10 protein-coding genes and 1 riboswitch are annotated in these 12354 nt (G+C 35.8%); all 10 genes read left to right on the forward strand.

The window, feature by feature from the left end:
* Positions 1–201: 201 nt before the first annotated feature.
* Complete coding sequence (locus ACIQ38_RS01640) at positions 202–1356, forward strand: RNA-guided endonuclease InsQ/TnpB family protein (RefSeq protein ID WP_402817176.1); 1155 nt, start codon at positions 202–204, stop codon at positions 1354–1356.
* 165 nt (positions 1357–1521) lie between these two features.
* Complete coding sequence (gene speE, locus ACIQ38_RS01645) at positions 1522–2355, forward strand: spermidine synthase (protein WP_402817178.1); 834 nt, start codon at positions 1522–1524, stop codon at positions 2353–2355.
* Between the two features lie 4 nt (positions 2356–2359).
* Entirely contained in the window at positions 2360–3232 is an 873-nt protein-coding gene (gene speB / locus ACIQ38_RS01650) for an agmatinase (protein WP_402817180.1), read from the forward strand.
* A 117-nt stretch (positions 3233–3349) separates the two neighbouring features.
* Positions 3350–3769, forward strand: a complete 420-nt coding sequence (locus ACIQ38_RS01655) for a YwiB family protein (RefSeq protein ID WP_402817182.1) — start codon at positions 3350–3352, stop codon at positions 3767–3769.
* The gene (gene argS, locus ACIQ38_RS01660; protein ID WP_402817184.1) at positions 3770–5437 is read left to right on the forward strand and encodes an arginine--tRNA ligase; all 1668 of its coding nucleotides are present in this window, start codon (positions 3770–3772) and stop codon (positions 5435–5437) included.
* Between the two features lie 386 nt (positions 5438–5823).
* Positions 5824–6843, forward strand: coding sequence for a helix-turn-helix transcriptional regulator (locus ACIQ38_RS01665; protein WP_402817186.1), 1020 nt, complete (start codon positions 5824–5826; stop codon positions 6841–6843).
* 68 nt (positions 6844–6911) lie between these two features.
* On the forward strand, positions 6912–7832 hold the full coding sequence (locus ACIQ38_RS01670; RefSeq protein WP_402817188.1) for a hypothetical protein: 921 nt from the start codon (positions 6912–6914) through the stop codon (positions 7830–7832).
* A 3-nt stretch (positions 7833–7835) separates the two neighbouring features.
* Positions 7836–9407 carry an AAA family ATPase gene (locus tag ACIQ38_RS01675; RefSeq protein WP_402817190.1) on the forward strand — a complete coding sequence of 524 codons (1572 nt, stop codon included), beginning with the start codon at positions 7836–7838 and terminating at the stop codon, positions 9405–9407.
* A gap of 37 nt (positions 9408–9444) precedes the next feature.
* On the forward strand, positions 9445–10944 hold the full coding sequence (locus ACIQ38_RS01680; RefSeq protein ID WP_402817192.1) for a hypothetical protein: 1500 nt from the start codon (positions 9445–9447) through the stop codon (positions 10942–10944).
* Between the two features lie 159 nt (positions 10945–11103).
* Positions 11104–11243: riboswitch (cobalamin riboswitch) on the forward strand.
* 131 nt (positions 11244–11374) lie between these two features.
* A complete protein-coding gene (locus ACIQ38_RS01685) occupies positions 11375–12352 on the forward strand; it encodes an ABC transporter substrate-binding protein (RefSeq protein WP_402817194.1) in 978 nt (325 codons plus the stop codon).
* The last annotated feature ends 2 nt before the right edge of the window (positions 12353–12354 follow it).

Raw genomic sequence — 12354 nt, forward strand, 5'->3', positions numbered from 1 at the left:
ACAATAGATTCAAATTAAACGGAAAAAGAAAAAAGTATTGCACTTTTGTAAAAAAGCACTATACTTTCTTTGTATTATTTTTTTTGAGATAAAATATATACAAATAATATTGATAAGGGAGATAATTAGCGTTAAATTATAAATTATGAGGTATATTTAATATAGAAGTGAAAGAAATAAAGTATTATGAGGATGATGAAGTTGAAAAAGGCTTATAAAACAGAAATTCTCCTAGACTATAAACAAACTCAAAAAGTGAACCAAACAATTGGGGTTTGTCGTTATGTGTATAATCTTTATCTCTCCACTGCTCAGGAGCATTACGAAAAAACTGGTAAGCATCTTTCAGGTTATAATTTTTCAAAATGGTTGAATAATGTTCATACAATTCATAGGGACTTATGGATTAAAGACGTTTCAAGTAAAGCTGTAAAACAATCCATAATGAATGGGGACAGGGCATTTAAAAATTTTTTTAAAGGCTTAGCTAAGTTTCCACAATTTAGATCAAAGAAAAACCGTGATGTTAAAGCTTACTTTCCGAAAAATAACAAAACAGATTTAACTATTGAACGTCATCGGATTAAAATCCCAACAATTGGGTGGGTAAGATTAAAAGAATATGGTTATATTCCTACAGAATTAGATGTTTCCAGTTGTACGGTATCAAAAAAGGCTGGAAGATATTTTATTTCAGTCCTTGGAGAAATCGAGCAAAAAAATGAACATACTATAAACAATCACGATGGAATTGGAATTGATTTAGGAATAAAAGAATTTGCAACATGTAGTCATAATAAAACATTCCTAAATATTAACAAAGGACAAAATGTAAGGAAGCTAGAAAAGAGTTTAAAAAGACAACAAAAAAAGTTAAGTAGAAGTTATGAACAAAATAAAAATCGAAAGAGAGGTGAAATCTGCTATAAAAATAGGCAGAAGCAACTACTAGTTGTACAAAAACTGCGCGTTAGATTAGCGAATATTCGTAAGGAGTATATCCGATTTGTAGTTCAACAGTTGGTGAAAACCAAACCAACCTATATTGCTATTGAAAATTTATACATCAAAGGCATGATGAAAAATAGACATCTTTCAAAAGCGATTTCGCATCAGCTTTTCTATAATTTCAGAGAATGGCTTCTTAAAAAATGTATTCAACATAATATTGAATTACGTTTGGTAGATAGATGGTATCCATCTTCTAAATTGTGTTCTTCTTGTGGAACAAAGAAAACCCAACTGAGACTTTCAGAACGATTATTTAAGTGCGATTCTTGCCAACTGGAAATGGATAGAGATTTTAATGCTTGTATAAATATTAAATATGCAACGAATTATACAATATTAACTTAGTTAATCTATGTATATATAGGGTGGGCTACATCCGAATTTAAGCCTGTGAAGAACTAAAAAAACGATAGTAACGAGTAATTGGTGAATTCGGGTTCATTGAAGCAGGAAATTGTCTAGCGTAGTAAAATTATACATTTTACTATGTTTTTAGTAGCAGATAGATAGATGAGCGGATTTTGGTTTACAGAAAAACAAACCGAGAATTTTGGAATTACGATGAAGGTAAAACGTACACTTCATACGGAACAAACAGATTTTCAACTTTTAGAAATGGCAGAAACAGAAGAATGGGGTAATATGCTCTTTTTAGATGGCATGGTTATGACGTCTCAAAAAGATGAGTTCGTATACCACGAGATGGTTGCACATGTACCTTTGTTTACACATCCAAACCCTGAGAACGTATTAGTTGTTGGTGGAGGAGATGGCGGCGTAATTCGCGAAATTATGAAGCATCCAAAAGTAAAAAAAGCAACGCTTGTTGATATAGATGGAAAAGTTATCGAGTATTCGAAACAATATTTACCGGAAATTGCATGTGAATTAGAAAATCCACGTGTAGATGTACAAGTAGGCGACGGCTTTATGCATATTGCGGAGTCTGAAAACGAATACGATGTAATCATGGTAGATTCTACTGAGCCAGTAGGTCCTGCAGTAAACCTATTCACAAAAGGATTCTATGCTGGAATTTCAAAAGCTCTAAAAGAAGACGGGTTATTTGTTGCACAGTCGGACAACCCATGGTTCAAAGCGGATCTTATCCGACAAGTACAAAAAGACGTAAAAGAAATTTTCCCTATTACAAATATGTACTTAGCGAATATTCCTACGTACCCAAGTGGACTTTGGTGCTTTACGATTGGATCAAAAAAATACGATCCACTTCAAGTACCGGACGAGCAATTCCACGAAATCGACACAAAATATTACACAAAAGAGCTTCACAAAGCAGCATTCGTATTGCCTAAATTTGTGAAGGACTTAGCAGGAGAGTAAGCCAATGCGATTTGATGAAGCTTATTCAGGAAATGTATTTATTAAAAGCAAGCAAAATTACGAAGAAGCACAAGCCGTTATTTACGGCATGCCAATGGACTGGACAGTAAGCTATCGTCCAGGTTCCCGCTTCGGTCCGCAACGCATTCGTGAAGTTTCGATAGGTCTAGAGGAGTATAGTCCATATTTAGACCGCGAGCTTGATGAGGTAAATTATTTTGATGCAGGAGACATTCCGCTTCCTTTCGGAAATGCATCAAAAAGCTTAGATTTAATCGCAGGTTTCATTCGACAACTTATGCAAGACGGGAAAATTCCAGTCGGCATGGGCGGGGAGCATTTAGTGTCATGGCCGGTTATGAAAACAGTGGCGGACAACTATAAAGATCTAGCAATCATTCATATGGATGCGCATACGGATTTACGTGTGGAATATGAAGGGGAGCCACTTTCTCACTCGACACCTATTCGTAAAATTGCTGAATATATCGGTCCAAAAAACGTTTATTCATTTGGAATTCGTTCTGGCATGAAAGAAGAGTTCGATTGGGCAAAAGAAAATGGCATGCATATTTCGAAATTTGAAGTACTAGAACCATTAAAAGAAGTACTACCAACGCTTGAAGGCCGTCCAGTCTATGTAACAATTGACATAGACGTATTAGACCCTGCACATGCACCGGGTACAGGAACAGTAGATTGTGGCGGGATCACTAGCCGCGAGCTACTTGCTTCTATCCATGCGATTGCAAATTCGGGCGTGAATGTAGTTGGTTTCGATCTTGTAGAGGTTGCTCCGATTTATGATTCATCGGAACAAACTGCTAATACTGCATCGAAGTTACTACGTGAAATGATTTTAGGTTGGGTTAAATAATTCAGAAACGTGTTGTCCTTTATTGGGCATCACGTTTTTTTATGTTTAGTTGTCATTATCATGCTTTTAGCTTTATAATAAAAAGGTTACATTAAAAATGTGTTAAGGATGAACGCAATGTCTCAACCAATAAAAAAAACAGTAAATGTCCGCTTGCTATCTACGATAAAGCATCCTGATAGTGTGGCTGAAACTTTGGATATACAAACAACAGGTGAGCTGACGATAAAAGGGGAGCAGCCTTATTTAATTTACGAAGAACTGCAAAATGAAAAAGCGGTCAAAACTACCGTAAAGTTAAGTAGTGATTCTGCTTTAATTCTTCGAAATGGCGGCGTAAAAATGAGACTGCCATTTGTAAAAGGAGAGCTTCAAACAGGAAGCTATGATTCAGGATATGGCCCAATGATGATCACTACAAATACAGAACAACTACAATTTGAAGATGGTAAGTTCCGAGTGGAATATGAACTCTTGATAAATGAGGAAGTAGTTGGTACATATACATTAGAACTAATATATACGGAGGCGAATTAAATGAACGCAGTAGAACAAGTACAACAATCGATTAAAACCGCGTTGCAACAGGCAATTATAAAAGCAGAATTAGTAGCGGAAGAACAGATTCCAGCTATCCATTTGGAAACACCGAAAGACAAAGCAAATGGAGATTACGCAACAAATATTGCCATGCAATTAACGAAACTAGCGAAAAAAAATCCACGTCAAATTGCGGACGCTATCGTAGAAAACCTAGATATGTCCGGTACAATGATGGAAAAAATCGATATCGCTGGTCCAGGATTTATGAATATTACGGTGCGTAAAGATTATTTACAAGAAGTTGTAAAAGCTGTGCTTGCGGAACAAGACAATTATGGGCGTACTAAATCAGGTGCTGGAGAAAAAATTCAAGTCGAGTTCGTTTCAGCAAATCCAACTGGTGACTTACATTTAGGACATGCGCGTGGTGCATCTGTGGGAGATTCATTATGTAATGTGCTTGATTTTGCTGGATATGATGTTTCTCGTGAATATTATATTAATGACGCTGGAAATCAAATCCATAACTTAGCGGTGTCTATTGAAGTACGCTATTTTGAAGCATTAGGGTTAGAAAAAGAAATGCCAGAAGACGGATACCGTGGACAAGATATTATTGATATTGCAGCGGATCTAGTAAAAGAGCATGGCGATAAATTTGTTCAAATGTCTGACGAAGAGCGCTATAAAGCGTTCCGTGCACACGGTTTAAAAGTAGAACTTGCGAAGTTACAAAAAGACTTAGCGGACTTCCGTGTAGGATTCGATAATTGGTTCTCTGAGACTTCTTTATACACAGATGGAAAAATTGAAGTAGCATTAGATAAATTAAAAGCAAATGGTCATATTTTCGAAGAAGAAGGCGCTACATGGTTCCGTTCAACAACTTTTGGCGATGACAAAGATCGTGTATTGATCAAAAGTGATGGCTCTTTCACCTATTTATTACCAGACATCGCTTACCATGAAGACAAACTAGTACGTGGTTTCGACCAACTGATCAACATTTGGGGAGCAGACCACCACGGCTATATCCCACGTATGAAAGCGGCGATTGAAGCGCTTGGATACGAGCGTGAAAAACTAGAAGTTTCTGTTATTCAAATGGTTCAACTGTATAAAGACGGCGAGAAAATGAAAATGAGTAAACGTACTGGTAAAGCAGTTACCATGCGTGAACTAGTAGAAGAAGTAGGACTAGACGCAGTTCGTTATTTCTTCGGTATGCGTTCAGGCGACTCACATATGGACTTCGATTTAGACTTAGCAGTTTCTCAGTCAAATGAAAACCCAGTGTATTATGCACAATATGCACATGCACGTATTTGCTCGATTCTACGCGCAGCTGAAACACAAGAGCTAAAAGCATCAACAGACTCACTAGAATTATTGCAAAGCGAAAAAGAATTGGACTTATTGAAAAAAATCGGCGACTTCCCACAAGTTGTAGCAGATGCAGCAAAACTTCGTGCACCTCACCGCGTCGCAACTTATATCCAAGAGCTTGCAGCAACATTCCACAGCTTCTACAATGCGGATAAAGTACTTGATGCAGACAATGTCGCTCTAACTGGTGCTCGTCTAGCACTAGTAACATCAGCTCGCCAAACAATCGCGAACGCACTTCGCTTAATCGGCGTTGCCGCTCCAGAAAAAATGTAAAATGAAACACTTCGACCTCGGTCGGAGTGTTTTTTTTGATGGGGATAGCGTTTAGTTGGAAAAGTAACAGCTTACTAAAATTTGTGATATGTGTTTAATTTTGTGATAAAAAAGAACTAATAAAACAAGTGTCATTTATCCTTGTATGGTGGTAAATATATAGTACTATTAACTTAAAAATTCTAGAACGAATGAAATGTCGTGATATAATATTGGATGGAATATCCAAATCGAGAATTTTGTAAGAGAACAAAGTACCTGTATTAGAAATATAATATTCTATTCCAGAAAAAATAGTTGATGTACATGATATGTCCAAGTGAATGGTTATGATAAAGATATACCATTGATCTTGAAAAAAACGGGTAAGAGTGAAGGGGATATAGATGGATTCACAGCAGAATCAGACGAATCGAGTTTTATCCATGTATGATCGTTTATCAAAAGGGCATATGCTCACGAAAAAGACAGAAGCTGACTTATTTCATGTTAGCGAAAAAACGATCCAACGAGATTTTGACAGTATTCGTGATTTTATTGAAACTACCAAACCGAACGAATATCTTGAATATGATCGCAAAAAAAAGGTATACAAGTTAGAAACAAGTAACAATCCACATTTACAAAACGAAGAAATTCTAGCAATCGTAAAAGTATTGATTGAATCTCGTGCATTTCCAAAAAATGATATGGATCGGCTTATTAACAAGCTCACTGATCTCGCACAACAAGGGAACCAAGACTTCATTAAAAAATTGATGTCGAATGAAAAACATTTATATGTAGACTTGCAGCATAAGCAATCGCTATTTTCTACGTTGTGGGATTTGGCAACTGCTGTTCATACTAAACGCTTAATCACTATTCGCTACAAACGAGAATACGCCGAAGAAATTAAAGAAAGAACGCTGAAACCAGTAGGCTTGATTTTTTCAGAGTATTATTTCTATTTAATTGCCTATCAAACAACACGAGAACTCGATTTTCCGACTATTTACCGAGTAGATCGCATAACATGGGCTAAATTGAAAGAGGAGCATTTCAAGCTTCCATATAGCGATCGATTCCAAGAAGGAGAATTTCGCAAACGAATTCAATTCATGCATGCAGGGGAACTGCTGACGGTTAAATTCCGTTTCACTGGTCCGTCACCACAAGCTGTACTAGATCGACTTCCAACTGCGCGGATTGTTTCAGAAAGCGAGGATGGAATTGTGTTTGAGGCTGAAGTTTATGGTCATGGGATTAAAATGTGGTTGTTGAGTCAGGGAGAGAATGTAGAAGTTTTTGCGCCTGAGAATCTACGTTTGGAAATCGAGGAAAGTATCAAAAGGATTGCAGTTAATTATGAAAAAAACGAACATGATTTTCAGGTAAACATGATAGATGAAAATGAATATAAATAATAATTTGTTTTGTATATAAAATATTCAAATAACTTGAATGCTTTAAGAAAAAAATGGAGGACTAGGAAATGGCTAAAACAATAAAATTTAACTTGATTTGTGATGGTAAACCAGTAAGAACATTAGAAGATTTAAAGAATAACTTTTCGATTGAGGATATTATTACCTATTACAATAATAAGCTTCTTCAACGATGGCTTAACGTCCGTGGATATAAGGAAGAACTAGAAAAAGTAGAAATACTGCAAGAATTAGATACGTTGGAACTAATAAAAGAATTAATAGTTATATTTGAGATAGAGACTAATCCTATTGCTATTGAAGAAAATACATATATGTTGGAATATAAGCAGGAAATGGAATTCCTCGCAGAAGAATATAAAAAAATAAATTTTGAGATATCCACCATTATAGATGATTATCATGTGGGATATATACAATTGGTTGAAACAATTATTGAAAATAAAAATGATATAGCAAAGATCAAAGCTGTAATTAAAGAAATAGATAGAAGATACTTTGAATTATATGAATTGGATTATCATAATTTATTTTTTAAATTACACCATTCTGCTCCATTAGCTGTATTTGTAATGCTAATGAATAGTAATATGAGGAAAAAGTATTTGCCTATTCCTTCCAAAGAAGAAGACGGTACAATTATTGAAGATATATACAAAAATAGTTATAAGAAACAGATTTATTCAATGATTAGTGAATTAACTTCTAATCACAGTAAATTAAAAGAAGTATTAGGAGAAAATCTACAATCATTTGCTGGAATAACAGACGGTTATTGGAAAGACGTTGAAACAGGAGAGAAACAGTACATGATTTTAAAAATGGAGAGTGGGAATTATATAAGAAGTACAGGGATATCAGGTGGAGATTTAGGAAGTGCAGAAATTAAAAATACCTTTATTATACTAGATGGTATTGATTATAAGAGTAATAATGAAAATCACAAATTATTTTATATGGAGGTGTAATTTATGCGTAACGAAACTGAATCTTTAGCATCATATATTGATGCTTTGCACCCCATTATCTATATTAATCATTTTGATTTTAAAGTTATTGATGAAGCATTGACTAATGTAGCGCAAGGGGCAAAGGTTGTTGAATTTAACAATGCGTTAGGTGCAATAAATTTTTATACAAAGAGTCCGGTAATGGAATGTGAGTTAGAGCAGTTTTTAAAACTTTCTATGGATGATGGGTTTGAAAGTGATACAATTATTGTTTTGAAAGATATTCATGACCAATTAAGTAATCCTAAAGTAATTGCATTGTTAAAAAGAATTGCCGAGGATAACCTCTATCGTGATGAATATCACGCTACTATTTTCATTATATCCTCGAAAATTGTCATTCCGTGTGAATTAGAGAATTATATAACGGTTTTTGATATTCCGCTGCCTACCAATATTGAAATAATGGATATAATTCATGACTTTGTAAAAGATCTTGAAATGGAAGTGGATCAGGAAACAGTAAATGATATTACTCTTTCTTTTAAAGGGTTAAATGAATTTCAAATTAAACAAATTTTAAATCTTGCGTATCAAGACGGAGGTTATATTGATGCAGAGGACAAGCAGTTAATCTTAAAGGAAAAAGAGCAGTTTATTAAAAAGTCAGGCATGCTAGAGATTGTTAATTTTAAGGAAACAATTGAGGACATTGGTGGTCTTGAGAACCTAAAAGAATGGTTAGAGAAAAAGGCAAAGGTTTTCAATAACTTGGATAAAGCAATTAAATTTGGCGTAGATATTCCTAAGGGTATTATGATTATCGGTATGCCTGGATGTGGAAAAAGTCTTACTGCTAAAGCAACAGCTGGATTATTTGAAATTCCACTGGTTCGCCTTGATGTAGGTAGATTGTTAGGTAAATACGTTGGTGAATCCGAAGAAAACATGCGAAAAGCTCTCAAACTATCAGAAGCTATCAGCCCATGTGTGTTGTGGATTGATGAAATTGAAAAGGCCTTTTCAGGTGTCGGTGGCGATGGTGGTGGAAGTGATGTTACAACTCGTCTGTTTGGGCAGTTTCTTACATGGATGCAAGAAAAAGAGAACACAGTGTTTATTGTAGCAACAGCCAATGATATTTCAAAGATGCCACCAGAATTTTTAAGAAAAGGGCGGTTTGATGAATTATTTTTTGTCGATTTACCTAATGGAGAGGAGAGACGTAAGATTCTTGAGATTCATTTGAAAAAGCGTGGTAAATGGACAAAAGATATCGATTCTATTGCATTGATTAAAGAAACGGAAGGTTTTAATGGGGCAGATTTGGAGGCTGTGGTGAAAGACACTATTGAAAATGCCTTTATTGATGGGCGACAGACTGTAACTACGGCAGATATGCAAAAGTCAATTAAGGACACAAAATCTATTTCTAGCACACTAAAGGATAAAATTTCACAGATTAAAGAGACTATCAGCAAGATAGATATTAAACCTGCCAGCAAAGAAGAGATAAAAGCTATTAGTAAAATAAATATACATGAAGCTGCAAAGAAGGCTACAGGTTTTTTGGGGAGTCGTAATAGAAATTAATGTTCTAAATGAGGAAGGTAACTAAGGGGGACAAGGCATGTTGAAAGTAAAAGGCGATGAATTTCTATTAATAGATGATACGTTTGAACCTATTTTAAGAGAAAATGTTGCTGAAAATTTGAAACTTATTCAAAAGAAATTCATGGAAAGCTATATTACTCATAAAGATAGTATGTCTGTAGAGGAATGGCTGCCGATGGAATTGCACATTAATCTTCCCGAGAAATCAAGAGGAGAAATCCAAAAAATTAGCTCTGAAATCATTAGTACAATAACAGGGATCGAAGAAAAAAAGTTTTCATTGGAACAAGCAATTAATAATGGTCGCAGTAAGGAGTCGTGGTTTGCATCTGAGACGAAAAGGGCTTCTGCACATCTAAGTGTTCAGGAAACATCAAAATATCTTCAAAACTTGGATAATGCATTAGTTTCTGCAAATGATGCTTTATATGAGACAATCGTTACCCAAAATGGGATAGTAAATTTGAATCCGAGGCTAGATGGATTTATAGCTGAACAATATCATACCCAAACATTTAATCTGAACGCAGAGGCTACTGGTAGTGAGTACAGGGCAAAAGTTTTACAACCAGAAGGGAAGGGCTATACTAAAAATTCTGTAGATGTTGTAATTGTTGACAGTAACGGTAAAGTTGTAAAAAGATATCAATCAAAATATTGTAAAGATGCTGAAAGTACTTTAGATGCTTTTAAAAAGGGTGATTATAGAGGCCAGAGAAAACTAGTTCCAGATGGTCAAGAGACAGATATTAAAAATTCAACAAATGTGATAGAGGCACCAGATGGGACAAAAAGCAAACCATTGTCAAAAGAATCAGCGAAAAATCTACAAAAAGAAGCCCAAAGTGGGAAATGGAATGATCTGAATTGGAGCGAATATCAGGCTAAAGATTTAGCAATGGGAATCGGAAAGCAAGCTGGACAGGCTGCATTGATGGGTGCAACAATGGGAGTAGGGTTTAATGTTGCTCAAAAAGCTTGGAACGGAGAAAAGATTGATGGTGAAGAAATTATAGAAACTGCTTTGGTATCCGGTGCTGACTTTGGGATTAAGGCAGCGGCAGCAGGAGCTATAAAAGTAGGTGCAGAAAAAGGTCTTATTTCCGCTATTCCAAAAGGTACACCTGCAGGAACTATTGCAAATATTGCTCATGTAGCAGTTGAAAATGTAAAAGTTATTGGTAAAATGGCTACTGGTGAACTTACTATTAAAGAAGGAATAGATAAAATGGAACAGGTTACTGTTTCAACAGTTGCTGGAATTGCAGGTAGTGCTGAAGGTGCCGCAATTGGAGCGGCTATTGGAACTGTATTTGGTCCGATAGGTACTGCTGTTGGGGGCTTTATCGGTGGAACAGTGGGATACATGGCAGGGTCAAAAGTTGGGGAAACCGTCGTAAAGGGCGTTCAAAAGGTTCGTGAAGTTGCGAAGGATGCAATTCAATCTTTGGGAAGTACAGTTAAAACGGGTATAAGTAATGCTTGGAATGGAGTTAAAAGTCTATTAAGTTGGTAGCATTTAGGGTGCTACATCTCTATTTGTTTGGACCTAGGTTGGAGGTTTTTTTGCTGGAAGTATCGTTTAGTTGGAAAACGATATTTTCCTTTAATTCGTGGCTATAAAATCTCTGTCGACAACCATGCCATTTCATGTATAATTAAGTCGATGCATGCTAAATATTTTGAAAATAAAGGTGCTTGCTACTAACCTAGTAAGTTAAAAGGGAAGCTGGTTCAAATCCAGCACGGTCCCGCCACTGTAAATGATAGAACACTATCATGAGTCAGAAAACCTGCCTTTATGTGAAAACACTTTAGTGCCTACGAGGATAGGTGATGTGTGAGTCGGCTTGGCATTTAGTAAACCTAGCAGATTTATACCTATTCTATCTCTCGTTCATTGGACGAGAGATTTTTATTTGCACAAGAAAATGGGGGAGTAACAGATGAAGAAATTATGGAAATTATGGATGACATCCGCTTTAGCAGTATTGCTTTTGGTAGGATGTGGCCAAAAAGAAGAAACACCTGTTGAAACTAACGACAATGCACAACAACAAGAACAACCAGCAGCGGTAGAAGAAGCAGCATTCCCGATTACAATGACAGACGCAGTTGGCAATGAAATAACTTTAGAAGAAGCTCCAAAAACAATCGTTTCTATGATCCCAAGTAATACAGAAATTTTATTTGCTCTTGGGTTAAATGATGAAATCGTTGGTGTAAATGACTATGATAACTATCCAGAAGAAGCGCTAGAAAAAGAGAAAATTGGCGGACAGGAATTCAACGTAGAGAAAATCGTATCGATGAATCCAGATATCGTCTTTGCGCATGAGTCAGGTTTAGGCGTGGGTGAAGCTGGATTACAACAAATCCGCGACGCTGGTGTGAAAGTATTTGTTGTGAAAAATGCAGCAGATTTCAATGAAACATATACAACTATCGAACAAATTGGTCGTGCAACAGGTAAATTAGAAGAAGCACAAACAATTGTAGAAGATATGAAAGCAAAAGTAGAAGAAGTAAAAGAAAAAGTAGCAAAAGTAGAAACAAAGAAAACAGTATTTGTAGAAAATTCGGATGTTCCTGATATTTATACAGCTGGTAAAGGAACATTTATCCAAGAAATTTTAGACATGGTGAATGCAGAAAATATCGCAGCAGATCAAGAAGGCTGGTTTATAATGTCGCCAGAAGAAATAGTTAATCGTAACCCGGACGTAATCGTTATTATGTATAGCTATGTAGATGGAATTGTAGATAGCGTCAAAGCACGTGATGGTTTCGATACGGTTACTGCGGTTCAAAATGATGCTGTAGTACAAGTAGATGAAAACTTAACAAGTCGTACAGGTCCACGTCTTGCAGAAGGATTAGAAGAAATCGCGAAGGCAATTTACCCAGAGGTATTTAGTGAGTAAAG

The sequence above is a fragment of the Psychrobacillus sp. NPDC096389 genome (assembly GCF_044762855.1).
Classification (GTDB): domain Bacteria; phylum Bacillota; class Bacilli; order Bacillales_A; family Planococcaceae; genus Psychrobacillus.